Genomic DNA, 23,968 nt, shown 5'->3' with positions numbered 1-23,968 from the left:
ATGAAGGCCTTCACGGCGCAGTAACTGCCAGATGCGTCGGTAGCCAAAACGCCTGCGCTCCAGTGCCAGCTCAGTGATGCGCCCTGATAAATGCGCATCAGCCGCCGGACGCTGAGCCTCATAGCGGCAGGTCGACAGGGACAAACCTGTAAGCCTGCAGGCACGACGTTGCGACAGACCGGTCGCATCACACATAAACTCAACGGCTTCCCGCTTCTGGTCTGTCGTCAGTACTTTCGCCCCAGAGCCACCTGAAGTGCCTCCTTATCCAGCATGGCTTCGGCAAGTAGCTTCTTGAGTCTGGCGTTCTCTTCCTCAAGCGACTTCAGGCGCTTAACCTCGGGCACCTCCATACCGCCATACTTCTTACGCCAGGTGTAAAAGGTGGCGTCGGAAATGGCGTGCTTACGGCAGAGCTCACGGGCAGAAACCCCGGCTTCGGCCTCGCGGAGAATACTGATGATCTGTTCGTCGGAAAAACGCTTCTTCATGGGGATGTCCTCATGTGGCTTATGAAGACATTACTAACATCGCGGTGTATTAATCAACGGGGAGCAGGTCAGGAAGCCTTTGAATCTTCGGTGTGTCGAAGTGGGGAGTTGGTGAGACAAATTTGGTAAAAGGTGGGGAGAAGCGGGATTGCTTTTCACTTCTATCCAAAAAGGTGTGTTGAAGTGGGAAGGTGCGTAAGTATATACAGATAAAAACACACATTTAACAGGTTCTCATCCCGCTACAACACACCTATTAAGACGTTTAAGGCGAGGCTTCCCCTTACAACACACCTATCAAAATGTTTAAGAAGAGAGCTCCCGTTTCAACACACCTTATACAGCTGTTCCTGGTTTCAGATTTGCTGAGCGACGGTGGATCAGAATGAAAGTCTCTTTACCTTTTTTGGTGATGCTGTGGTCAAGGTACCCAATATCCTGCAACTGCTTGAGGGCCAGTTTAATGATACGGTTCTGTTCCTTTACCGGAGAGAGCAATGAGAGCCTGTCTCGTATTCGTTTGAAAGATATGGGGACTGGGTTCGTAGGCAGACTTTCGATGAAAGTATACAGGGCCTGAGCTGCTTCCTTTCGGGTTAAAGCATTTATCGGCTTATGTCGTAGCAGAACAGTGTAATCAGTTTGGTAGAGTTCCCATAGTCGCTGATCAGCTTCAAGTTCCACCTGGTCGTTTGCAAAATCCAGTTCACCTGTCTTAAGCAAACCTGTTACGGAAACTTTTTGAAGGCCCTCTGAGTCGCTACGGGTAAAGGTAATGGTCTTGCCACGTATCCTGGTCAAAGCTTCTGAAATACTTTTTCTAAGACGGGAATCGAATCTCTTAGACTCAAAGCGGCACATTCCAGCAAACTCATGAAAAGTAAGCTTAATGCTGTTGGTTTTTAAACCGTACTTACTGAAAGCTTCTATGATACCGACCCATACCTTGAAGTCGATGGCCATACTCAACCGTTCACCGGTTATACGAATATCGTCGTAACCCTCCCGCCTTGAGAATTCCAAATCCTTGAGAACAGAGGTCGCATCGATTGATGTTCTAGTGCCCTTTGCAGGCCTGCTTGAAGGAACAAAAACATTTAATCTCATCAGGGCTACAGGCTGAACTGTGGCCTTACTTGTGACGGTGAGTTTATTGTTAACACTTTCACAATCTGGACCTATAACCTCGCCGATATAAACATTCTCATTCATATAGTTATATCCATTTATAGCGTATGATCGATATGTGCCTAAATATTAACTCTTTCCCGTTTCGACACACCTTTCTTCCCGATTCTACCCACCCTTACCCCGTTTTGACACACCTTTTTCCCGCTTCAGAACACCTTTCTCCCACTACGACACACCTGAAATCGCTACGAAGCCCGTAAACAAAGGTTTTGCCGCTAAAGGGATCAGTTTGGATCTATTTGGATAACTAAGGGTAAATTATTGGATCTACTCAAAGGATATGTGGATAACTCATTATGGAATCTATAGAACTTAAGTGCGTAAGGTGTTTTAAAAGGCTTCAGCTCCCCTGGTGCTTCCTCGCTCACTCGCGGGCTTCGCCCTGTCGTTCGGCTGCGGCGAGCACTGCTGGCTCTCTCTGAAAGGCAAAATTTAACCGATCCTCGCAACGGGGATATCTCTCCAGCGAGTGGTGTACGCAGGGGAGAGCATATCGCGTTTCATTTGCCAGGATGGCACAATTCCTCTACCGGCAAACCATACTTTACCCAGCCCTGAGTTGTTGATCCCGTCCAGAACCCTCATCAGCTCAGCACTGTGAGGGCGTGGCGGGCGTTCGTCGAACAGCTGCAGCTGCGAAACGCCGGAGCCGGTGAAGTCATTCAGCATAACTCCGGCTTTGGCATACCGGTGTCCATCCCTCCAGATACGCTCCAGAGCCGTTGTGGCGGCTGCAATGATGTCCCTGGTGTCCTGAGTGGGTGTAAGAAGTTTTTCCGTAGCCACGTTGCCGTAGTAAGGCTCTTTAACGGCGAACGGAGACGTTTTGATGAAAACGGAAATATGCCGGCAATACTGGTGCTCTTTACGCAGCTTTTCAGAGGCCCGCTCTGCGTGCTGACAGATAGCCTGACGGAGTGACTCGTACTCCGTGATCTTCACGCTAAAACTGCGGCTGCAGACAATTTGCTGTTTCGTCGGAGGGGCTTCCTCAAGCGAAAGGCAGCTTTCCCCGTTCAATTCACGTACCGTTCGCTCAAGGACCACAGAAAAATTTTTGCGGATGAAGGCCGGGTTCGTCAGGGCGAGATCGAGCGCGGTCTTAATGCCCAGCACATTCAGCTTGCGTGCAATACGGTTACCCACCCCCCAGATTTCTTCAACCGGCTGCAGTGAAAGCAGTTTCCGCGTTCTCTGCGGATTTCCCCTGGTCAGAGCAAGTACGCCACGAAACTGTTTCCACTCTTTTGAGGCCCACTGGGCTGATTTTGCAAGGGTCTTCGTTGGTCCGGCGCCCACGCCAATGGTCAGGTGGGTACAGTCATACACGTGCTGACGCAGCTGCCGGCCGAAGTCCTCAAGCTCCATACAGTGCTCCACGCCGGTCAAATCGAGGAACATCTCATCAATGGAATACTGTTCCACTCTGGGGGCCAGTTCCTCCAGGCAGTTCATCACGCGCGCCGACATCGAGGCGTAAAGTTCATAGTTACTTGAAAACGAATATATTTTTTCCGGGTACCTTTCGTTTTTTATCTGAAACCACGGAGTTCCCATTTTGATCCAGGGCTTCGCCTCGGCACTGCGAGCGATTACGTTCCCGTCGTTGTTGCTCAGGACGACTATCGGCTTTCCTTTCAAATCCGGTCGGAAAACACGTTCACAGCTGGCATAGAAGCTGTTCACATCGGCCAGGGCAAACATCAGTACATCTCCCTCGGGCGGTGGATGATATGCGTGACGACGCCAAAGATATCCAGCTCGTCGGGGTCAGGATAAATCGGCGACCAGGAGGCATTCATGGGCTGCAGCGTCAGTCGAGGCGTCAGCAGAAGCCGTTTAACCGTAAACTCCCCCTGTACGCTGGCGACAACGATATCGCCGTGCCGCGGCTTTTCAGCACTGTCCACAACCAGCAGATCGCCATTGTACAGACTACCGTCCGCCATGCTGTCTCCGCTGGCACGCAGGTAGTACGTCGCGCTCGGATGCCGTATGCAGTAATCATGGAGATCCAGATCGGACTCGACATAGTCAGCGGCAGGGCTGGGAAAACCGCAGCTGGCCAGATCGGCAAACAATGGATGGGCCTGTGGCGGGTGTTCTTTCCCGGTGCTGAAAAGCTGTAGCTTCATCTTTCCTCCTGACACTCTAATTTTGCTGGTTATGCATACAGTATATTTAACAGCGTGACGATAATCCAGATCGCCTGCCAGGTAATGGTGCCAACTTACTGATTTAGTGTACGATGGTGTTTTTGAGGTGCTCCCGTGGCTTCCATCTCCATCAGATGTCCTTCCTGCTCAGCTACTGACGGGGTGGTGCGTAACGGCAAAAGCACTGCCGGACATCAGCGCTATCTCTGCTCTCACTGCCGTAAAACATGGCAACTACAGTTCACTTACACCACCTCTCAGCCCGGTACGCACCAGAAAATCATTGATATGGCCATGAATGGCGTTGGATGCCGGGCAACCGCCCGCATTATGGGCGTTGGCCTCAACACGATTTTACGTCACTTAAAAAACTCAGACCGCAGTCGGTAACCTCACGCATACAACCGGGCAGTGACGTCATTGTCTGCGCGGAAATGGACGAACAGTGGGGTTATGTCGGCGCTAAATCACGCCAGCGCTGGTTGTTTTACGCGTATGACAGGATACGGAGGACGGTTGTGGCGCACGTATTCGGTGAACGCACGTTGTCCACGCTGGAGCGTCTTCTGGGCCTGCTGTCGGCCTTTGAGGTCGTGGTATGGATGACGGATGGCTGGCCGCTTTATGAATCCCGCCTGAAGGGAGAACTGCACGTTATCAGCAAGCGATATACGCAGCGCATTGAGCGGCATAACCTGAATCTGAGGCAACATCTGTCAAGGCTGGGCAGGAAGTCACTGTCGTTCTCAAAATCGGTGGAGCTGCATGACAAAGTCATCGGGCATTATCTGAACATAAAACACTATCAGTAAGTTGGAGTCATTACCCGCTATATGTAGTGGCTCCGTCAGCTGGAAACGGCACAAGATATGGTGCCCGCGCCGGCAGCCACGCGACCGTTCCCCTGCCTTCCTCTCCCTGTTGATTTCGCTTTTTCCGGTATTTACGTTTTTTCCGCAATCGCGGCGCCGGCGAAAAGGTATTTTCCGGTGGTTGCGGGCGCAAAAGTCGCAGGGTGAAAAGATAAGGGGGGGAAATTATCAGCCGGTCTGATGTGTGAAGCCCGGCAGGGTTATACAGGGCAGGTGAAAAGGGACAGGAAGAAGCAACATGAAGACGCCAGGCATGCTGTTTGTGCTGCTGCTGGGCGCCGGGTTTCTGACGGGCCGTGATATCAGACAGGAAGTGCGCGTGAAAAAGACGACGAGTCCATTTTGCCCTTCAGCGCCTGTTTAACCGCCTCAAATTCTTCCTGATGTCCATCGTAATCGTTGAGAACCATCGCGTCTCCTGTTGTGTATACGGCGAATTTATTGTTTTAAAATTCCTTAAAATGTTCAAATATGAACATTGTAAGGCTGTAAATAAAGCCGGAATATAGCCAACTAATCCACCCGGACAGAGCATGGGAGTGCGGCGAATTGACCGGATTTGACTTGATCCTTTGGCGACGGGGCCTGAACTGGACCCAGGAACGCGCCGCGGCAGAGCTCGGCATCAGCCGTACCAGCCTGGTAAAATATGAGGACGGTGAGGCTGTGCCCCGGACGATACAGCTTGCCACCGCTGCACTCACGCTGAAAGCGGAATGGCCAACAATGAAGACCATGAGCAAGGACAGGCTGCTGCGGCAGCTGAAGCACGAAGTGCTGAGGCTCAGTAATGAATAAGTCCATCCCTGTTATCGGCTCTTTTATCCCGTATCCGGGATCCCGGCCGCCGGCTGAAATGGTTCATCCTCAACAGGAGATTATATGAAACTAAAAGGATACGTCACCGCTCTGCCGGTGCTGCTGTATGCTACCCGGACAACCCACCGATTATGGGCGCTTCTGTAACGTATCAGGCATCGCCAGCCACGGTGAAACCTACCGTGTCAGTGACAGCCAGGATTTCTGGTTAACCCCGAACGGCCGCTATCTCAGCCAGGCTGAGTACAGCAGTCCGGCAGATACGCTTCAGAAACTGACGGGTGTGGTCAGTGGTGAAGATCCTGACCAGGCGCGGAAGAAGGCTGTCAGGGTGCGGGTGTTCCGAGTCGAAAGTGAGAGCGCGAGTAAAGGTGCGTGCCTGCCCGTACGTTATGACGACAACAACGCACGGCGGAAAATGGATTCGCTGACTAACGGCCGGCGTATGAAGGTGTACAGTGAAGATGCTGGTCAGTCTGGCCAGCTGATTTACGATAATAGTCGCGGTGCCGGCTTCAGTTACAGGTTACTATGAGCCGGTTTCGGCAAAAAAAACTCTAAAATTCAGCCTCCTGCCGGCTGATTACCGGATTTTAAAAAATTGAACACTTTTCCCCTGCAAATTCCTCAGAATTCACGTAGCGACGCCATCGAGACCGGGCGCGTGGCATACGTCTACTTCGATTATGCCGATGCACTGGCGCTGCGGGAGATGGCCAGCCAGGCTGATTTACCCAAATACCTGCTGGCCCCGGAGGTGTCGTTATTTCTGCGATATGTGCCTGACCTGCGCCAGCAGGTCCTTTTCGACACCCTCTGGAACACGGGCGCACGCATTAATGAGGCGCTGGCGCTGACCGGCGCCAGCTTTCAGCTTGACGGTTCCCGGCCGTTTGTCCGGCTGAAGACGCTTAAACAGCGTCAGCGCGGGCGTGGGAGACCCGGGAAGGATGAGGCGGTGTTCCGTATTGTTCCTCTGACCGATCCTCAATATGTCAGAAAGGTGCGTGAGTTTCTGACCACCCTGCGTATTGGCAAACAGCAGCTGCTCTGGCCGGTGCAGAGTGATAACACGCCGCGTAACTGGATCAGGAAAGCGCTGGATCTCGCAAAACGTGACTCTGTCACTTTTAGTATCCCCATCACCTGCCACACGTTCCGGCACAGCTTCTGTATGCACCTGATCCAGCATGGGGTTCCTCTGACAGTTGTGCAGGCCTACGCCGGGCATTCCCGGCTGGAAACCACTGAAACCTACACGCGCGTGTTTGCGCTCGATGTCGGGCGTCAGTATGGCGTCCGATTCAGCCTTCCTGACAGTCATTTAACACTTCCGGAATAATCCTCATTCCATCCTTATATTTCCATATAAATCTAAATTAATCCTTAATGTTTCTTTATCAGGCCGTTTGCAGGACGGTCTGGCCCTCGTTTGTTGGTTTTTGTTCGTTATTTTTCTGTATTTTTCTACATTAGTGCGTCTTTTTGTCTTTACACGCAAACCCGGATACGTAATAATCCATTTGAATGTTGTATTTTTCCTGATGGATACGGTTTTTTTCTAAATAATGTGAGGTTTGAAATGCGTATTTTTGTTGACGACGGTTCCACCAATATCAAACTGGCATGGGTGGCAGACGGTGAAGTGAAAACGTTGATCAGTCCGAACAGCTTTAAACCAGAATGGTCCATGACGCTGCTGACTGATTCAACGGGGCCGGCTTCCGCCAACTATGAAATTGACGGGGAAAAGTACAGCTTTGACCAGCTGAGCCCTGATGCCGTGCGCACCACGGAAACCCGCTATCAGTACAGTGATGTGAATGTAGTCGCTATCCACCACGCGCTGATGCAGTCCGGCATTGAACCGCAACCGGTTGACATTGTTGTGACGCTGCCGCTGGGCGAGTATCTGGATGAGAACGATCAGCCTGATATGGCCAAAATCGAGCGGAAAAAAGCGAACGTGAAACGCGCGGTGACCGTTCAGGGGCATGAGAGCTTTACCGTGCGTAAAGTCAGTGTGCTGCCAGAGTCGGTCCCTGCAGGCTTCAGTGTGCTGAAGGATCTGGACGATCTGGACTCCCTGCTGATTGTCGATATCGGTGGAACGACGCTGGATATCGCGCACGTTCGCAGCAAAATGTCCGGGTTCACCAAGACGCATTGCGATCCTAAAACCGGCGTATCCATCATCACCGAGGCCGTAAAACACGCACTGGATACCAGCGTGAGTACCCGTACCAGTTCATATTTTGCCGACCGTCTGATCCAGGCGCGAAATGACGATAGTTTTCTTTCCCGTTATCTTCAGAACGCTGACCAGCGGGCCCAGGTAATGAAGGTGCTGCACGAGCGTGAAAAAGCCCTGACGCACCGCGTCACCGATTCAGTTGGCCGCTTTGCCGGCTTCACACACGTCATGGTTGTCGGGGGCGGCGCCAGCCTGGTCGCCAGCGCAGTGAAGCAGGCCACGGGGGTGAGTGACGATCGCTTCTTCGTCAGCGATAACCCGCAGTTCGATCTGGTATTGGGCATGGTGGCAATGAAGGGCTGAGTATGACTGATAACCGTAAGTGCTCGTTTTATATCTATCCGGATCGCAATGCGGCGGACCGGGTAGCCGACGGATTTCTTGAGAAACTGCCTCAGAAAGAGCGCGGCCGCGCGATGCGCGCCATGATGCTCTGTGGTGCCGCGCTGATGAAACAGGACGAACGCCTGCCGTTCCTGATCGCTGAATTTCTGACGGAAGGCACCTCGATGCAGGATATTCAGCGGATCATCAGCAGTACGCTGCCGCAGCAGGATACAGGAGAGATGGCGCGTCTGTTTGAGGCGTTTCTGCAGGCCACCGGCGGCGCCAGTAATACGTTACCGCCGACAGGCGGATCAAGGCCGGAAAACAGCCCTGCCGTGACTCCCGAACCGGCGGCACCGGAGGATAAAAATCTGGAAGAAACCCGTAAGAACGTCCAGCATCTGTTCCCGGATGATGACTAAGGTGAACTTCCGCGCCATCGCTGACAGCTCTAATGTGGAAAATGTGGTGCTGATCAGCGGTGTGCCTGCAGCAGCGGCAGACACTCTGCCGCCGGCAATTTAACTTGATTATATGGCTCATTCGCCGTATTGTTAAGGCTCATTTTTCGGTAGCGCCCCGCCTGGCGAAGGAGTAAAACCATGCAATCATTCCCCCTGTTCGTTTCCCGTGCTGTACCGGTGATCATCAGTGACCATTGCCTGCGGCAGCAGCGCAGCTCCCTGCACCACACGTCATGCCAGATTAACCTGAGTTCAGGAAGTCACCTGCGCTCATGGCCTTTCTGCACGCTATCCAGGCGGGAAATAAGCGACCGGCAACCGGCTAAGCCCCGCGGTTACTGGTTCAGTCACTGTGGCCGGGATGTCATGTTTACGGGGCATATCGATGAGGCAGATCCTATGAAACAGGTCTACTACAACGAAGGCTGGAGCGGTTCGAGCAAGTATACGTTTGAAGTTTATCAGCTGGAGAACGGGAGTTACCGGGCGCTGGTCCGCAAATGGAATGGCAAAATCAATAAGGTGCAGCAGGAAACACAGTACCTGTCTGACACGCGAGAGGGACTGAAACTCCAGGACTATCCCCGCACGCGCCAGGTGAAAATATTTCTGAATTCTGACTTCTGGGAGAAGGGTGATGATTAAGATGGTTAGCGTCGTTCCGCAGCCGGAAACGGTGAAGATGCTCCGGGGAAAAATGGGCATGACTGAAACCGCATTAGGGGCCGTCATGGGGTATGAACTGCGCGCCTGGCAGCGTAAGGAAGCCATCAGCGACGACCTCAGTCAGTACAACAAGACCAGTCTTCGGCCGGGCGAATATAACATGCTGATGCTGATCGCCGGCGTGCATCCTGATTACCGCCTGAACAGGACATTCAGCCCGGATGATATGGTTAAAGAGCCTGCCACGGCCGAAGACGTTCGCCGCCTGCGTCTGGCGCTGGGGCTGAAACACGCAGAAATTGCAGCTCTGTTTGGCTATAAGCCGGCGTCATGGCAGACCAAAGAGAAGGCCGCACAGCGTGGCGTGAAGCTCAAAACCGGGGAATTCAACTTCCTGTTACTGCTGGCCGGTGAGCATCCGTCACTGCAGCTGGTTGAAAAAGTGAAACAAGATCAGCTGCCGACCTGATAAAAGCCCGTTAATTCTGGTTTTTTTATAAAATACTGTATTTACATATAGGACAAAATGTCCTAATATATATTTGTGGCCGGGCAAGGTGCTCAGGTCCCCTACCGAGGGAAATATATGAAATTTTCAGCAGAAGAACTCAACATTATCCGCCAGGCGGATGCCATTATTGCCAGCAAAATTACCACCACGGATTTTATTACCGGTGCAGACGCCGCGCGTTCCTTGCTGCGGTTTCGTCTTGCTGCAGAACCACGCGAATCATTCTGCGCGTTCTTTCTCAACAGTCAGAATGGCGTGATCGCCTTTGAAGAACTGTTTCAGGGAACTATCAACAGTGTCACCGTTCATCCGCGTATCGTCCTGCAACGCGCCCTGCATCATAATGCCGCCGCCGTGGTACTGGCGCATAACCATCCTTCCGCTTTCACTGAACCCAGTCAGGCTGACAAGCTGATCACCGAGCGTCTGGCGCAGGTGCTGGGGATGGTTGACGTCAAAGTCCTCGATCACCTGATTGTGGGCGGCTGCGATATTTTCTCTTTTGCTGAACATGGTCTGATTTGACAACCGCGGCCGCACAGTGGTGCGGCCGGCTCTGGAGGCTTGCTATGGGCAATAAATATACCGTGCCACTGAACGTGGGCGCAATCCGCGAAAGCTGTTTCCGTCCCGCTGACAAATGGACCCCGCCTACGGGGGATGAACTCCGCTATTTGCTGGAAAATGTGCTCAACCTGAGTCAGGAGGGGCTTGCGCGACATGTTGGCGTTAACGGCAGAACGGTGCGCCGCTGGGTGAACGGAGAAAGCGACATCGCGTATTCCGTCTGGTGCATCCTTTGCATCGATGCCGGCTTACCGCCGATCTGGAAATAGCAGCGCAAAACACCGGCGCGAAAATGTGCTTCCTGAAGAGAAGCTGAAGGGCTTGTGCAACTGCGAACCGCAGTACCGAACATCGGTACTGGAATCCAGTGAGGGGCTGAGCCGCTATCTGGCCGGGGCTGAAAACTGAGAAGGTGGCCGCCTCCTGCAGGGGCTATACGGGCATTAAACCTGTATTGCTCTGAAACGCGCTGTACGCCTCTCTGAGTGCTTCTTTAAAAAAGCTGCAACCTTCTCGCATTAATCGCTTTGACGTGTCCAGGCGCGCATTCAGCCCCATTCTGATTTGATTTCGGCCTGGTATTTGCCAGTGAGCCTACTTTAGATATCCGCAGAGCGTTTCCTTCCTGTTCATTTCAGGTCAGTTGCCGTCATTCCCTGGTGGCTCCACCGTTCCCGCAGCGGGTTCAGGCTATCGCGAGTGTCTGATGCCTGGACCTCTGCACCATGCCGGCAAAGTGCCGCCATCTGGATCTAAAAGCAATATTTACAGGGACAGGCGTCAAGGGAAAAACAAAGAAAAGTAATCATATAATGCTTGCTTTATATGGCTCATTAGACGTATAATAATCACATCGAAAGGCAATGAGGCTTTTCGCGGTAGCGCCCCGACTGGCGCAGGAGTAAAAAATTATGAGTAAAGCACTGACCCCTTCCCAGCTTAAAGCTGAACTGGACACGCAGAAAGATGCGCTGCTGAAGGCGTGCCTGTATGCCCTCAACGAAATCCCTAACCGCCGTTTAAGTGGTCCATATTCATCCACGTATGCGCTGGCCGCGCAGGTCAGTAAACTGCTCCAGAGCTGCAAATAATCATTGAAGGGCTGGCATTACCAGCCCTGTTCAACCCTTACGGTAGCGCCCCGCATGGCGCAGGAGTCTGAAATGTCATCTAAAAATACTCTCCCGTCAGTCGATCTGATGTACTGCCAGCATGGCGGTGAAGTGATCCCGTCCATTGCTATTGAGCGCATCATCTCGTTGCGGGATGAAGGTATCCGCGTCTATCTCGACGGCATAGACAAGCTGCGAAAAGCGCGCGATCTGATGCAGCAGGCCGGAGGCTGCCAGTACCTCTATGACTACGACAAAGCCGTAGAGAGCGCCATCAAATGGAGCGACACCACGCCAGATCAGGCCGAAACGGCTATTTCCCGCGTTATCGACGGAAAAATCTGGGATCGGCTGATGACGGAAACCGGTATGTATACGCTGATGAGCAACAAGCAACGTCAGGAATGGGATCGGCAGGTGGCAGGCAAAGAAATGCCGCCGATAACGCTGGATAACGTTATGAGTACGTTCCGGCACCTGAACGCAAGCAAGGCTGATACCTTCACGCAAGGGCTGATTGATATCTTTAAATCCCTGTCGTGGGATTATAAAACCAATAACCCCTGCATGTTTGGCAAGCGTATCATCATCGCGCCGTTGCTCGATGTCTGGCGCAGTGGTTGGGTGCGCTTCAGCTCAGACGGGCACACCAAAATTGACGATCTGGCGCGGCCGTTCTACGTGCTGGACGGGCGTAACGTGCCTGATTACCGCGTTTCTGACGGTGCCAAACTGGATGCCTTTTTCAGTGAAAACCAGTTCAACGGTAAGGTGTTCGAGTGTGATTACTTCAGCGTGCGATATTACAAAAAGGGCAGCGCCCACATTACGTTTAAACGCCCGGAGCTGGTTGAGAAGATCAATAATCTGGTTGCCAGTCACTATCCCGGAATGTTACCCCCTCGCGTGTAATGCAGACGGCAGGCCGCATTTGCGGCCTGAAATATAAACAGGGAAAGGAAGTATTCCCCGGCCGGAGAAAATCATGCCGGGCATGTATTTATTGCTTGATCAATACGGCTCATTAGACGTATAATAATCACATCGAAAGGCAATGAGGCTTTTCGCGGTAGCGCCCCGACTGGCGCAGGAGTAATAAACATGGCTATTCAATCCCTTCAGTTCCGTAACGGCTCCGTTTCTCTTGGTGATGTTTTTGTTTCCAGCTGGGGTTATGAGCAGACAAATACCTGTTTTTATCAGGTGATCGCCCTGCGCGGTAAGAAAACCGCCGTACTGCGCCGCATCGCTGCGCAGCAGGTGAAAGCAGACAGTGCAATGTCTGGCGAGTTAAAGCCGGTATTGAACGACTTTAAAGGCGAACCCGTGACCCGTCGCATCTGTGAAAACCATGAGCATCCGTCTGTCAGCATTGACGAGTACGAACAGGCTTATAAGACCGATCCTAACGAAAGCCATTTTTACAGCACCTGGGGCTGACCGCCTGCTACGCCCCGCAAGGGGCGTATAGTCGAAGACTTATTCAACCAAAACGTGAATACTATGCGAAATAACAAGGCGCTCAGGACGCAGATACATGGCGGAAACAGTTTATCAGGCGCGGAGGCGTTTTTACCTTCTCCGTTTTCGGCGCAGTCGTAACCCGGACACACTGGAAAAAATGTACGAATCCATGCGGGATCGTGGACAGGTGCCGCCGGAGGACACCGCGGCTTTTGAGGCTGCCGCCGACCATCGCCGCGCAGAGCTGGCATCGGGACGCATCTGGGATAAGATCCCGCCGCATGTCTGGCAGTATGTAAAATAATCACAGCGCCCCTACAAGGGGCGTTTTTTTGCTTGCATACATGGCTCATTAGACGTATAATGTTTTTACTGATTCAAATCAGTACCTTCCTAAACAGCCTTACAGGTGCATTATGACCTCTTCTGAAATCCTCCATAACCTCCCTCAGATTATCACGGCCGTGGCCGCCCTCATTACAGCCATTACCGGGCTGATTAACGTCATGAAGGATAAGGGTAAGGACTGAACCGCCGCAGGGGGCGACAGCCCCCTGCATCCCTAACCGGCAGCGCCCCGACTGGCGCAGGAGTAAAAAAAAGTGACAACGCTGCATATTCGAGAAATTCCCACTGATGGAGCGCCGCCTATCTGTTCAGGCCGCTCAATCTCAGATGATGACCTTTGCGCCTCATGCCAGCATCTCGACTATCGCCCTGGGCACCTCAGCGCCTGCCTGCTGTCAGGTTGCGGGCGTGACGACTGGCCTTCAGAACTGGATGCAAACGGCTACAGCGTTGCCTGTAGCAGCTATGAGCGTGAAAAATCGCTTGATTAATATGGCTCATTAGACGTACAATAATCACATCGAAAGGCATCCGGTCTTTCGCGGCAGCGCCCCGTCTGGCGCAGGAGTTTTACAATGCACGGTAACGTAAATGAAATTTGCGCAAGGCTTCTCGATAGTTTTGATCCACAGCAGCGGATCAGCCTGCTGATCTGGACTGCTGAAGATGTCCATGACTGCACCAGTGATATGAACCTCACTGACGATGAGGCCGAAGCCGTTCTGGCAGAAATCGCGGAATGCAGTTCACACAGCCGTTATGGCGTCGGAAAAGATACCGTCTGGAGCCTGGCAAAGCAGGTGCGCGAAGATGCCGCCCGCGATCGAAAAATAGAGGTCAATGCCGAGGCGCTGCAAAAAGTCGTGGCGCTGGCGGCGCAGTTTATCCGGCTGGAAGAAATCCAGTCTGGTGAAGGAGCTGCACGCAGACTTTATCCGCAGGAGTCTGAGGCGCTGGAGTGCATCACGAAGGTGATTAACGGCTAATTCACGCAGTAACGCAGCGAACTTTCACGGTAGCGCCCCGACTGGCGCAGGAGGAAAAAACATGTCCCAGAATGAAGCCTATTACGACACGCTGGCCCTGATTGAAAAGGGGCAATGGTGTTTCGGCAGTATGGACGAAGAAAACGAAGAGCGGGCAATCAAGGCCGCTAAGGCGCTGGCGCTGTTTGCGCGCCTGAATGAGCAGGACTGCGACGGACACCCGGTTTCCGAAATCATCGTTGATTTTATCGCTAACCTGATGCACCTGGGGGAAGCGATAAATTTTCGTGTGCTCGATGAGGAAAGCGCGGTGATCCCGTTGGTCAGGATCGCAGCCGTACACTTTAACGCTGAAACAAAGTCATAGTAATCATGTGAATCAGAAGGGGGCAGGCGTGATCCTGCCCCCAAAAATGGATAGGGGAAAGAGTTCTCCCGCCTGAAAATATTCAGGCAGGCGGGAATTTTTTGCTTGATTGATATGGCTCATTAGACGTATAATAATCACATCGAAAGGCAATCCGGTCTTTCGACGGTAGCGCCCCGACTGGCGCAGGAGTACAGAAAATGTCTACTGAACTGAATCAACCCGCCATCACTGCACGCATTATCCCCAATAACCGCCGCATGGCCTTTCTGCCACGCCTGTTCGGCGCCTGGTATCTCACAGGTGAGGCCGGTGTCTACAACCTCGCACGTTCTCTCTGCGCCGATTATCAAGGCGGTTCCTGGGAGTTCGTCGAACTGTCTTGCGGTAGCGGCTTCATGTACCCACTGAGCGCAGAGCGCTTCACGGTATCGGTTAGCGGTAACTGGTTCGAAGGGGAATTGTCCGCAGAAGCTACCGGTATCGTGCTGACCCTGTTCACCCTGAACCACATGATCTGGCACGCACATGATGAAGGCTATCAGCACATCTGCGACATGCTGATCACCCAGCAGGAAAAGCTCAAATTATATGCCGACCAGCACGCCGAAGCCGGTTTGATTTACCGCGCGATTGACTGAAACGGCGGCCCCCGCGAGGGGGCCAATACTGACAGGGGGAAAAATGTTAACACTAACTGATATTCGCGCCAGCAATACGGTGCTGGTTACGGAATTTGACGGCGTGCGTGCTGTGCATTTCTGTCTGCATGAAAAATTAAGCGGTAGCGACAACGATCTGTGGTTTCCGCTTGCCAATGGGGCCGACCTGTTCGAGGCGCTGGAAAGCATTATGTGCATCAATTTTGCCGCTGCTAACGTTGTCTCGCTGGAGTTCCTGCGGCAGAACGGGAAGTGCAAAGACTACCGGATCACCTACAACAAGGCCAAATTCAAGCCATTATGTTAGATATCTGACATCATTAAATGTTCATATTTGAACAAAATTAAATTAAAAAATACGTCTAATGAGTTGATAAAATGGCTCATTAGACGTATAATTATTACATCGAAAGGCAGTTGAGCCTTTCGCGGTAGCGCCCCGACTGGCGACGAGGTAAAAAAAATGGAACTCAATGATACTGCAAAATTACCTGACTCTGATGCACGGAAAATTAACGCCGTAGCGTCTCAGGCATACCCTCTTGGCCTCCTGCCTAATCTGAAAATTAACTTCTACTCTATTGACGCCATTCAACTTGAACTGCGTGACAACAGTGGTGATCTTATCTGGCGAGATTTCACGTTCTCCCGCGATTTTATCAACGGTTTTATGCCTTATATCAGACCAATAAATTAGCACTGATTATCGACGGGAGCGGGGGAGAAACTCCCCCGGAAGGAGATTAAGAAATGGTATTAACCGGTATTGAAACAGTAAAGGTAGCGGTGATCTGTACAGGCCACGTCAGCCATCAAGATTCAGAGATTATCCCTGAGTTTCTCTGGAAAAACTGGAAAGAATCCGGAGAGTTCTGGATAAGCAGTACTGCTCACGGTTGGTTATTTCGGTTGTGTGCTCTGCCCGATGAATGGGAGGAGCGTCTGAAAAATTTTGGAGTAAGTGATGGCTGCATATCAAATCTTAGAGTGCTGGAATGTGAAGGATATGACTGGGTTCATTTCCAGGCTGATGCACCCATCGTGGAGGAGCTTCAGCACTGGGACTGGTAAAAAGCTGGAACACTAAAGGGGGTTTAAAAAGCAGAGAAAAAAAGGGAGCCGGATTGCGAGAACAATCCGGCAGGTTGACAAAAGAAAATGTGAGGTTTGCTTATGTCATTATCCATTCTACAGCTTGCCGAGGATCTTGCAAAGGGTAAGCGAATGAGAGTACCACCGATGAACGGACCGGAGTGGCGACACTTCTGTTTCTGGCTTGAATATTACATGGGATACAGTATGTAAAGTAACGAACGGCGCTCATGGAAGCGCCGTTTTTTTTAACTTTCAGCAGGGGGAATTTCACGCCTGGACTGGCGTTTTATCATCAGTAGATGAAGAGACCCGCTTTCTCTGACGTGTTCTTTTTCCTTCAGTAATCTCTTTTAAATCTTTAAGCGTCACGTCATGAAAACCAAAGTTTTTAAGGTGCTCAAGGATTTCGCTGAGTGTGTATCCCTTGTTTTTAATCAGCGTCTCAATATCACTTTTCAGGGAATCAAGTACATCTCGTTTCTGTAATCTTTCTTGCGTCACATCTGGGAGTTCAGCCAGCTGACCTCGAATAGATTCGATGTCTGTTGTGCTGTACAGCTTCGATTTTTTGGCAACCATTCTGGAATCCTCCACCGGAAAATTTTTCATTGTATCTACCGAAAAAATCATTACAAGCAGAGCAGAATTTTCTGCGTAAAAATTTGGATAACCAGCTCCGGAAATCATAATCCCTTAGCGTTAGAGGAAGCGTAGCCTATCCCGTTCTCTGTGAAACACAGGCGATGATGTGCCTTGCATGAATATCAATATACCTGAACTAGCGCAGCGTACTCCCTTTGTCATCTGGCATACAGGTTGCAAATTTGCTAAACTCATTTGCGAAGTTCAAAAGCGGGACAGGATATGTTTTGTATTACCGCCACCACGGTGGCAGCAATCCAAAACTCCTGGTCAGGGCGAAGCCCCGACACCCCATACCGTGCTAACTGTAGGACCGAAAGGAAGATTTAGCGTCATGAGTAAGAGTGAGCGACGTAACAGAACAGCCACTCTTCCGCCGGTAAGATGTCTTCCGGAAGAGCGGGATGAGATACGTCAAAAGGCGGAGGATGCAGGTCTCAGCATTGGTGCATTTATGCTTAGGGCTGCGTTAGGAAGGAAGATTGCCCCGCAGACAGATCACAAACTCATTAACGAGCTTTCACGTCTTGGCGGTTTACAGAAGCACCTCTTTAAAGAAGGGAACGGGGTCGGCAGTAAGGAGTACGCAGAGATACTGCAGGCCATCAAGGCAGCCATTTTCAGGATAGAGCAAAAGAACGACTAGACATGAACGCCATCATTCCACCCAAACGTCGCGACAAGAAGTCCAGCTTTGTTCAGCTGGTCGCGTACGTTTCTGTGCGTGATGATGTCCCGTTAAAAGACGAACTGAAAGAAGACCAGCGTTTCCAGCGACCGTCACGTTCCCGCCAGGCCATTTTTGATCGCCTTGTTGATTACATGAACCGTAGCGAAGGAACGATCACCGAGCAGATAACTGACATGAGTCCGGAAGGAGACGTCCGCTGTTCTGTTGACGGTGTTATCTGTCAGCATAACCTGATGTCGGTTGAAACAGCCGCAATGGAGATGAATAGCATTGCTATGCAGAACCTGCACGTAAAGGATGCGGTTTATCACTATATTTTGAGCTGGCAGGAAGATGAAAATCCTTCTGACGATCAGGTTTTTGATAGTGTGAAATACTCACTCAAGCGCCTGGGTATGGAAGAAAACCAGTATGTTGCGGGGATTCACCGTGATACGGATAATCTGCATGTTCATGTTGCGGCTAACCGCGTCCACCCGGTTTCTTATCGTGCGGCTAATGTCTGGAATGACGCGGATAAACTTCAGCGTACCTGCCGCGAACTGGAACTGAAGCACGGATTTAAAGTGGATAACGGAAGCTGGGTTCGTGATGCTGACAACAACATTGTGCGGGCCAGAAAAGGGTACCGCAATGCACCACGTTCAGCGCGACAGCTTGAACACTTTTCTGATAAAGAGTCTCTTCATCATTTTGCAGTCCAGCATGTTCGTAAACCTGTTAATGCCATGTTCCGAGAGAAGAACGCGTCATGGGAAAAACTGCATCAGGTCATGAATGATGCTGGTTTAATGTTAGAGACTTCCGGCAAAGGATTGATCGTGCGTGATGTGTGTGGCGATGAGAAACTGGCCGTTAAATCATCGCGGGTTCACCCTAGTATGACGCTTTCCCGTCTTGAGCCTGCGCTGGGAACCTTTGTTCCCTCCCCACGTTCTGCGGAAATGGTTAAGCAAAGTGTTCAGACGCCTTACAGTGACAAACTGCATGTCCGCGATCGTGGTGCCCGTGCGAAGCGCCGGCAGGCACGCGCTGACGCCCGTATCGATTTGCGCGAACGCTACGGGAAGTACCGCAACGCCTGGAAAAAACCTGACCTTCACGCCGCTGAACGATTCCGGGCTGTGTCCGCTGCATTTAAAGAACAGAAGACCCATATCCGGGATAACGAGAAAGACGCGCATATGCGTAAGCTCATGTACCACATCGTGGAGTTTGAACGTGAGAAGTCGATGGCAGCGCTGCGTATTGCACTGAAGGCAGAACGCCAGAAGTTGTATGACGAGGGCATGATGCGGCCGCTGACCTACCGTGCCTGGACCGAACAACAGGCGCTTCACGGCGATCAGGCTGCGCTCAGTCAGTTGCGTGGCTGGTCTTACCGACAGAATCGTAAAAACCGGACACCGCAGGCCTCTGAAAATATTATTTACTGTGCACCTGCAGATGACACTTCGTTGCTCAAAGCAGATGGTTACGAGGCCCGCCTGCATCGTGACGGCGCGGTTGTCTATTCCCGCCAGGGGCAGGATGCCATCATTGATCGGGGAGACCGCGTTGAAGTCATTAATCCGTATGATGACGGTGACCTCAACACGCGCATTGCCGTTGACATGGTGGCCTGGAAATCAGGCGAGCGTGTCGAATTCAGCCGGGATGGCTGTTTCGCATATGCTGCCGGCGATGCGTTGGCTGCGCACAACCTGCATCATCGTGACAGTATCATCGTGCCGAGTGACCGGGAACAATACGACTATACGCGGGAGAAGTTTAACCAGCTGAAAGGCCGGTATACGGACAGTGAACGGGAGGCACTTCGTCAGCAATATGACGAACGTTATTACGACGATGTCCGTAATAATGACGACAGCAGTTATAAGCCATAAAACCGCTTCGGTGCAGCATTAAGACGACAGAGCATCTGAGGGGATGTCAGGGTATTTGACTGTGCTGTCGCAGGCGGATCTGAAGGGAATTTCTCCCTGTCCCCACAAGCGTACGCTGATGGCCAGACAGGGAGTGCCAGGAAACGTGATTAGTGGCGGATCTGCGCCAGTTCGTCTTCCGTCAGACCAGTCATTTTCATGACGGTGCTACGGTCGATACCGTTCTGCAGCATGGTACGGGCTATTTTCAGAGTGGCCTGACGCTCACCTTCTGAACGACCTTTTTCAATACCGCGCTGTTCACCGAGCTGCAGACCTTCAGCTCTGCCCTTCTCGATACCTTTTTGTTCAAGCTGTTGTGCGATGGTCATAAGTGCGTCTCCGTGTTGCGGCACACGCTGTGCCAGTTCGCGTACAAAGGCTTCGGCGTCAGCTGTTTCGCCTGCCTGTACAATATAGTGTACCAGCGATATTACCTGTGATGAAGAGAGATATCCGGCCAGTAAAATGGGGGCCAGTCGATCAACCAGTTCAGCCAGGTCCCGCTGATGAATGTGTTTCTGCAGTAAGGTCAGGGCAGCCATACTGCGATGTCCGGCGATTTCATCATCCGGGATGACCGTAACGTCTACAAGAGGGAAAGCGCTGCTGTAAAGTTTGCCTGCCAGCGCCGGATCGTCAAACTCATCCAGCCACCGGGTGGAGTAAGGATACGGGGTGCGTTTCCCCGTATAGAACAGCACCGGTATCACCAGTGGCAACTTTTTATGGCCGGAATCAAGATGACGCTGCATCGCGGCTACCGCATACCGGATTAGACGAAAGGCCATATGCTTATCCGGAGACGACTGGTGTTCAATGAGTACATGGACATAGCCTTCCCCAGTTGTCGTTTTCAGGCTGTAGAGCACGTCACTGAAATACTGGCGGAGATCATCCTCAACGAACGAGCCGGATTCCAGTTTGAGCGTGCTGAGATCGCAGACGGTGCGCAGCTCTGCAGGCAGGTGAATTTCCATGAACTCCCGGGCAATATCCGGTTGCGTCAGGAACTGCCTGAATGTGGCATCGTGGGGAGTGGGGGTGCTGTTTTTTTTCTTCATCGGCAATAGCCTGTTAAAAATGACATGGAGATGTTATCACAACCCGGAAAAGTAATAATTGTCGCTGAAAGGAATGACCATCCGCCATTCTTTATGGGGGCGGTTAGGATCGTTGCCTTACACTAAACTGCCCCCAGGAAAATCATTTACGGATACAATGCTGGCCTTGATTTTGTGTCCGATCTATCTATCTGAATATATTTTCTCGATACTTTTGCGTATATCGTTAAGCCTGACTGGTTTTGTAAGAAGCTCAACCCCATCGACTGGACTCTCGCTGGAGTAAGCGCTGATGAAAATAAAGGGTGTTTGTGTGTTGGGACCTGAGCTTTTTTTTACTGCCATATAAAGCTCGTCGCCGGTCATGATTGGCATCTGCAGGTCACTAAGCACAAGATCGTATGGTTTACGTCGCAACTTCTCCAGCGCCCTTTCCGGAGATGAGGTATATTCTACTTGAAATATACCCTGTAAAATTGATGCGAGCGACTCACAAACCAACTCATCATCATCAATTATCAATATGCTGAGGTCGTTAGCCGTAAAACCTTCATTTCGAATAACATCGGAAATAGCCAATTCTTCTTTAGTCGATTTTTTTACAGGCAGCGTTATTCTGAATAGACTTCCAAGCCCTAACTCACTTTTGACACTTATACGTCCATTCATTGTTTTGACAACCCCCATAACAATGGCAAGCCCCATACCAAATCCGGGGACTTTTACTCCATCAGCTACTCGTATGAAAGGGAGGAATATCGATTTTAGTTTATCCTTTGGGATGCCTCTTCCTGTATCTTCAACCTCTATGACAAGTGTTCTATCACCTTCTAAAAAAGCATTTATAGTTATGTGACCTTTGTCGGTGTACTTTATGGCATTAGTTACTAAGTTTTCTGTGATCTGTGCAATCCTGAAAGGGTCGCTTATTATATGACTATCGCTAATATTGCCTATTCTAATATCAATAGAATGTTTATTGGAAATTGATTCACATTCGCTAACTGTATCTTTTATAAGTTTGGCAAGATTGAATGATATGTTGTTTACCACTATATTTCCATTGTCAACCTTAGCGAACTCTGCCAGGTCTTTCATCTGGTTTTCCATCCTCTTCGCGGCATTCTCCAGTCTTTCAATATGTTTTGAATCCAATCCTGAGTTTTTTAAGGATATTATTTCAATTGAAGATGTGATTGCCTGTAGAGACGTTTTTAATTCATGGCCTAATGCACCCAAAAAAGCATTTTTATTATTAAATGCAGCTTTTTCAGCTTCTAATAATTTATTGGTTTTATATAGCTGAAAAGCTACTATGATAAACATAGCAAAGATTAAAACTGTTACGATTGCCAGTAAAATAATAAGGCTTTGCCTTTTTTCTTTAAAGTCCTCAAGGGCTTTTGTTCTTTGATTGACCTCGGCATGGTCTGCTAAGTTGTTCAATGATTTTGAGTCTGGCTCAATTTTATTAACTAACTCAATAACTTTTACAATGTTTGGGTTGGGGGTGTTTATATACGTGTCTACCGCTTTTATTTTGTAATAAATAGAATCTATGATCTGCTTATACCCTTCTTGATTATATAAAGGTTCAGTCGATTCGCTCCTTGCTCTAATAACATGAATTCGGGAATAAAGGATATCTAGCTTTAATCGGATTTTATCCATATCTTTGTCTTCGCTCTTAACAAGAGAGTAAAACTCAGACAATTGGATTGAAAACTTTGCAATAGCCCATGCATAGTTTTCCTGAGTGCCGCTTATGGCATAAAAAGACTTGTCAGACAACATAGAATCGTATCTAACTATTGTCGATACAACAAAAGTTAATGTAACTGCCATTCCAGACAAAAGAATAAGGAATTTCTTTTTCATTTTAGCACCGTAATTTTGTTAACCTGCCAAATGAATCTTGATAAATACAATGGGTTGTTTATCTCACTAGCGTGCTCATCGAGTGGGTATATAACGAAGTAAGGACCAAAATTTCTTACTTTAAGTTTTTTACCATTCATTTTGTAAGCAAAAATGATGTTGTAATTTTCAACATCTGAGACAGGGATATCAATTGAGTAATCATTTAGTGCGCTCATTCTTAATGTTCTCCCTTGAGCACCGACTAACTTTAATATGTCTTTAACTCTAACACCCTCAAAATCTACTTTAGTTTTTGGTTTCGTCCACGGTGTCATTGTCTTTATGTGTGCCATTGGCATTTTAATAAAGTCATTGAATGTGAGTGTGTATCCAATGTCATTGTTTTTATGGCTAATCATTCCGTCAATATTTATATCTTCAGTCGCAGCCATTGTTTGAGAGGTCACAAACAAAATCGTGGCGAAAAATGAAAGTTGAAACTTATGCATAAAATTCCTCAAATTCTTTATTTAATACTTCCAGCATATAATCATCTTCGCTGCAATGAACACCTGCGGTATGGTTATTTCCGATATAAATTGATTCACATTTAGTATAGTAAAGACTACGCAACTCAGGTTTGACGGTGGTAAATATACACCTTGTGGGTATATTAAAGCCTGCTCCTAAATGAAGCGCAGAAGAATCGCAGGTATACAAAAAACATGCATGTTTTATGATTCCTGCGAAAGATAACGTATCACTGGATATGTTGCTTATATTAAAGAAATTAGGGTGATCTACGTCATTGAAACCTAATACTTTAACGCCGAACTCGTGGCTCAATTCTTCAACAATTTCAACATGAAATCGTGAGGGGATGCTTCTTATCTTTGTACTCGCGTTAGGACAAAACAGTATATACTCCCCCAGATCAAAATCTGGTACATCTGTGTTTAAAAGCCAGGAGTTATTTTTGATGTTATCATTAATGCTTTTGGGGTTGATTCCAAGATTAGTTAGAAAAAAATCATGCATCTCGATGCTATCAAAATCTTCCCAATAAAGCTGATTTCCCATATCTATATTAACGTCTGTATGGTTGATTTTAGCGATGTCAAAAGGTAAGTATAATAACTTATCAATAATGCCTGATGCCATGTGATAAATTTGTTCGACATAGTCCTGGCAATGCTCCGGCCTAATCAATGTTATATGAATATCCGGATTTATAGATTTAATTGCATGCAGAGCAGAGATTCCAATGATTGAATCTCCAAGGGTTACCCCTAATCCATTAATTATGGTGACTTTTTTTATTTTTTTATAATCAACCTCAACCTTGTTTAATGCATTGTTATATACTGTTTTATATGCCAATGGTGCAAGATCACCAACAGGCTTTTTTTTATTCACTCCATAGGGAGACACGAT

The 23,968-nt window shown here is 49.7% G+C and carries 31 protein-coding genes and 1 pseudogene; 23 read left to right on the top strand and 9 right to left on the bottom strand.

Features of this window, described 5'->3' with window-relative positions; genetic code table 11:
- From AC007G_RS25725 to umuD, 4 genes and pseudogenes are all read right to left on the bottom strand, one after another.
- Nucleotides 1–491: pseudogene (locus AC007G_RS25725) on the bottom strand (transposase); the annotation flags it as partial.
- Between the two features lie 336 nt (nt 492–827).
- Nucleotides 828–1,703, bottom strand: coding sequence for a RepB family plasmid replication initiator protein (locus tag AC007G_RS25720; RefSeq protein WP_004098982.1), 876 nt, complete (start codon nt 1,701–1,703; stop codon nt 828–830).
- 411 nt (nt 1,704–2,114) lie between these two features.
- Nucleotides 2,115–3,386, bottom strand: a complete 1,272-nt coding sequence (locus AC007G_RS25715) for a Y-family DNA polymerase (RefSeq protein WP_064357922.1) — start codon at nt 3,384–3,386, stop codon at nt 2,115–2,117.
- Nucleotides 3,386–3,817: a translesion error-prone DNA polymerase V autoproteolytic subunit gene (gene umuD / locus AC007G_RS25710; protein WP_006796638.1), complete on the bottom strand. Its 432-nt coding sequence runs from the start codon at nt 3,815–3,817 to the stop codon at nt 3,386–3,388. The genes AC007G_RS25715 and umuD overlap by 1 nt, the downstream gene beginning before the upstream one ends.
- Before the next feature lie 135 nt (nt 3,818–3,952).
- Between umuD and AC007G_RS25705 the strand changes: the two genes are divergently transcribed.
- The 21 genes from AC007G_RS25705 (at nt 3,953) to AC007G_RS25605 (ending at nt 16,328) form a co-directional block, all read left to right on the top strand.
- A protein-coding gene (locus tag AC007G_RS25705; RefSeq protein ID WP_224252790.1) for an IS1 family transposase occupies nt 3,953–4,650 on the top strand; the annotation gives its coding sequence in 2 pieces (ribosomal slippage) (nt 3,953–4,202 and nt 4,202–4,650; 699 coding nt in all).
- A 298-nt stretch (nt 4,651–4,948) separates the two neighbouring features.
- Nucleotides 4,949–5,074 carry a hypothetical protein gene (locus AC007G_RS25700; protein ID WP_255874637.1) on the top strand — a complete coding sequence of 42 codons (126 nt, stop codon included), beginning with the start codon at nt 4,949–4,951 and terminating at the stop codon, nt 5,072–5,074.
- Between the two features lie 185 nt (nt 5,075–5,259).
- The gene (locus AC007G_RS25695; RefSeq protein WP_064357924.1) at nt 5,260–5,508 is read left to right on the top strand and encodes a helix-turn-helix domain-containing protein; all 249 of its coding nucleotides are present in this window, start codon (nt 5,260–5,262) and stop codon (nt 5,506–5,508) included.
- A 127-nt stretch (nt 5,509–5,635) separates the two neighbouring features.
- Entirely contained in the window at nt 5,636–6,064 is a 429-nt protein-coding gene (locus AC007G_RS25690) for a hypothetical protein (RefSeq protein ID WP_223226984.1), read from the top strand.
- Between the two features lie 66 nt (nt 6,065–6,130).
- Nucleotides 6,131–6,871, top strand: a complete 741-nt coding sequence (locus tag AC007G_RS25685; protein WP_479466719.1) for a tyrosine-type recombinase/integrase — start codon at nt 6,131–6,133, stop codon at nt 6,869–6,871.
- A 240-nt stretch (nt 6,872–7,111) separates the two neighbouring features.
- A complete protein-coding gene (locus tag AC007G_RS25680; protein ID WP_032440558.1) occupies nt 7,112–8,086 on the top strand; it encodes a plasmid segregation protein ParM in 975 nt (324 codons plus the stop codon).
- Between the two features lie 2 nt (nt 8,087–8,088).
- Nucleotides 8,089–8,532: a plasmid partitioning/stability family protein gene (locus tag AC007G_RS25675; RefSeq protein ID WP_032440559.1), complete on the top strand. Its 444-nt coding sequence runs from the start codon at nt 8,089–8,091 to the stop codon at nt 8,530–8,532.
- Between the two features lie 441 nt (nt 8,533–8,973).
- The gene (locus AC007G_RS25670; RefSeq protein WP_032440579.1) at nt 8,974–9,219 is read left to right on the top strand and encodes a hypothetical protein; all 246 of its coding nucleotides are present in this window, start codon (nt 8,974–8,976) and stop codon (nt 9,217–9,219) included.
- On the top strand, nt 9,212–9,709 hold the full coding sequence (locus AC007G_RS25665; protein ID WP_032440560.1) for a helix-turn-helix domain-containing protein: 498 nt from the start codon (nt 9,212–9,214) through the stop codon (nt 9,707–9,709). The genes AC007G_RS25670 and AC007G_RS25665 overlap by 8 nt, the downstream gene beginning before the upstream one ends.
- A gap of 117 nt (nt 9,710–9,826) precedes the next feature.
- Nucleotides 9,827–10,276: a JAB domain-containing protein gene (locus tag AC007G_RS25660; RefSeq protein WP_032440561.1), complete on the top strand. Its 450-nt coding sequence runs from the start codon at nt 9,827–9,829 to the stop codon at nt 10,274–10,276.
- A 44-nt stretch (nt 10,277–10,320) separates the two neighbouring features.
- The gene (locus AC007G_RS25655) at nt 10,321–10,587 is read left to right on the top strand and encodes a helix-turn-helix domain-containing protein (RefSeq protein WP_023285835.1); all 267 of its coding nucleotides are present in this window, start codon (nt 10,321–10,323) and stop codon (nt 10,585–10,587) included.
- Nucleotides 10,588–11,229: 642 nt separating this feature from the next.
- Nucleotides 11,230–11,409 (top strand): hypothetical protein, encoded by a 180-nt coding sequence (locus AC007G_RS25650; protein WP_023285836.1) that lies wholly within the window; start codon nt 11,230–11,232, stop codon nt 11,407–11,409.
- 72 nt (nt 11,410–11,481) lie between these two features.
- On the top strand, nt 11,482–12,342 hold the full coding sequence (locus tag AC007G_RS25645) for a DUF4942 domain-containing protein (protein ID WP_064357927.1): 861 nt from the start codon (nt 11,482–11,484) through the stop codon (nt 12,340–12,342).
- A 189-nt stretch (nt 12,343–12,531) separates the two neighbouring features.
- Nucleotides 12,532–12,870 (top strand): hypothetical protein, encoded by a 339-nt coding sequence (locus tag AC007G_RS25640; RefSeq protein ID WP_004187354.1) that lies wholly within the window; start codon nt 12,532–12,534, stop codon nt 12,868–12,870.
- A 97-nt stretch (nt 12,871–12,967) separates the two neighbouring features.
- A complete protein-coding gene (locus AC007G_RS25635) occupies nt 12,968–13,198 on the top strand; it encodes an Hha/YmoA family nucleoid-associated regulatory protein (RefSeq protein ID WP_070083114.1) in 231 nt (76 codons plus the stop codon).
- A gap of 619 nt (nt 13,199–13,817) precedes the next feature.
- Nucleotides 13,818–14,228 carry a DUF1380 family protein gene (locus AC007G_RS25630; protein ID WP_004187342.1) on the top strand — a complete coding sequence of 137 codons (411 nt, stop codon included), beginning with the start codon at nt 13,818–13,820 and terminating at the stop codon, nt 14,226–14,228.
- Between the two features lie 61 nt (nt 14,229–14,289).
- Nucleotides 14,290–14,595 (top strand): hypothetical protein, encoded by a 306-nt coding sequence (locus AC007G_RS25625; RefSeq protein WP_004187339.1) that lies wholly within the window; start codon nt 14,290–14,292, stop codon nt 14,593–14,595.
- Nucleotides 14,596–14,795: 200 nt separating this feature from the next.
- Nucleotides 14,796–15,236, top strand: a complete 441-nt coding sequence (locus AC007G_RS25620; protein ID WP_004187338.1) for an antirestriction protein — start codon at nt 14,796–14,798, stop codon at nt 15,234–15,236.
- Nucleotides 15,237–15,279: 43 nt separating this feature from the next.
- Nucleotides 15,280–15,564 (top strand): hypothetical protein, encoded by a 285-nt coding sequence (locus tag AC007G_RS25615; RefSeq protein ID WP_032440566.1) that lies wholly within the window; start codon nt 15,280–15,282, stop codon nt 15,562–15,564.
- 156 nt (nt 15,565–15,720) lie between these two features.
- Nucleotides 15,721–15,954, top strand: coding sequence for a hypothetical protein (locus tag AC007G_RS25610; protein WP_032440567.1), 234 nt, complete (start codon nt 15,721–15,723; stop codon nt 15,952–15,954).
- Nucleotides 15,955–16,007: 53 nt separating this feature from the next.
- Nucleotides 16,008–16,328, top strand: coding sequence for a DUF5983 family protein (locus AC007G_RS25605; RefSeq protein ID WP_064357929.1), 321 nt, complete (start codon nt 16,008–16,010; stop codon nt 16,326–16,328).
- A gap of 291 nt (nt 16,329–16,619) precedes the next feature.
- Here AC007G_RS25605 and AC007G_RS25600 read toward each other — a convergent pair whose 3' ends face one another.
- The gene (locus AC007G_RS25600) at nt 16,620–17,039 is read right to left on the bottom strand and encodes a CBS domain-containing protein (RefSeq protein ID WP_058674280.1); all 420 of its coding nucleotides are present in this window, start codon (nt 17,037–17,039) and stop codon (nt 16,620–16,622) included.
- Nucleotides 17,040–17,328: 289 nt separating this feature from the next.
- On the opposite strand from AC007G_RS25600, the gene mobA reads away from it, so the two are divergent.
- Together mobA and traI are read left to right on the top strand one after the other, a co-directional pair.
- Entirely contained in the window at nt 17,329–17,640 is a 312-nt protein-coding gene (gene mobA / locus AC007G_RS25595; protein WP_016162079.1) for a plasmid mobilization protein MobA, read from the top strand.
- A 2-nt stretch (nt 17,641–17,642) separates the two neighbouring features.
- Nucleotides 17,643–19,571, top strand: a complete 1,929-nt coding sequence (traI, locus tag AC007G_RS25590) for a TraI/MobA(P) family conjugative relaxase (RefSeq protein WP_479466718.1) — start codon at nt 17,643–17,645, stop codon at nt 19,569–19,571.
- 149 nt (nt 19,572–19,720) lie between these two features.
- Here the strand turns inward: traI and AC007G_RS25585 are convergent, their stop codons facing one another.
- The 4 genes from AC007G_RS25585 to AC007G_RS25570 all read right to left on the bottom strand — a co-directional run bounded on the left by AC007G_RS25585 (nt 19,721) and on the right by AC007G_RS25570 (nt 23,965).
- On the bottom strand, nt 19,721–20,674 hold the full coding sequence (locus AC007G_RS25585) for an Rpn family recombination-promoting nuclease/putative transposase (RefSeq protein ID WP_064357932.1): 954 nt from the start codon (nt 20,672–20,674) through the stop codon (nt 19,721–19,723).
- A 183-nt stretch (nt 20,675–20,857) separates the two neighbouring features.
- On the bottom strand, nt 20,858–22,552 hold the full coding sequence (locus tag AC007G_RS25580; RefSeq protein ID WP_064357933.1) for an ATP-binding response regulator: 1,695 nt from the start codon (nt 22,550–22,552) through the stop codon (nt 20,858–20,860).
- The gene (locus AC007G_RS25575; protein WP_064357935.1) at nt 22,549–23,043 is read right to left on the bottom strand and encodes a putative pterin-binding protein; all 495 of its coding nucleotides are present in this window, start codon (nt 23,041–23,043) and stop codon (nt 22,549–22,551) included. Before AC007G_RS25575 ends, AC007G_RS25580 begins: the two co-directional genes overlap by 4 nt.
- Nucleotides 23,036–23,965: a glycosyltransferase family 9 protein gene (locus tag AC007G_RS25570; protein WP_064357981.1), complete on the bottom strand. Its 930-nt coding sequence runs from the start codon at nt 23,963–23,965 to the stop codon at nt 23,036–23,038. The genes AC007G_RS25575 and AC007G_RS25570 overlap by 8 nt, the downstream gene beginning before the upstream one ends.
- Nucleotides 23,966–23,968 lie beyond the last annotated feature (3 nt).

This window comes from Klebsiella sp. CSG-1, from assembly GCF_056521145.1.
The sequence above is the reverse complement of the archived record's forward strand: the minus strand, read 5'-3'. Positions and strand labels throughout refer to the sequence as shown.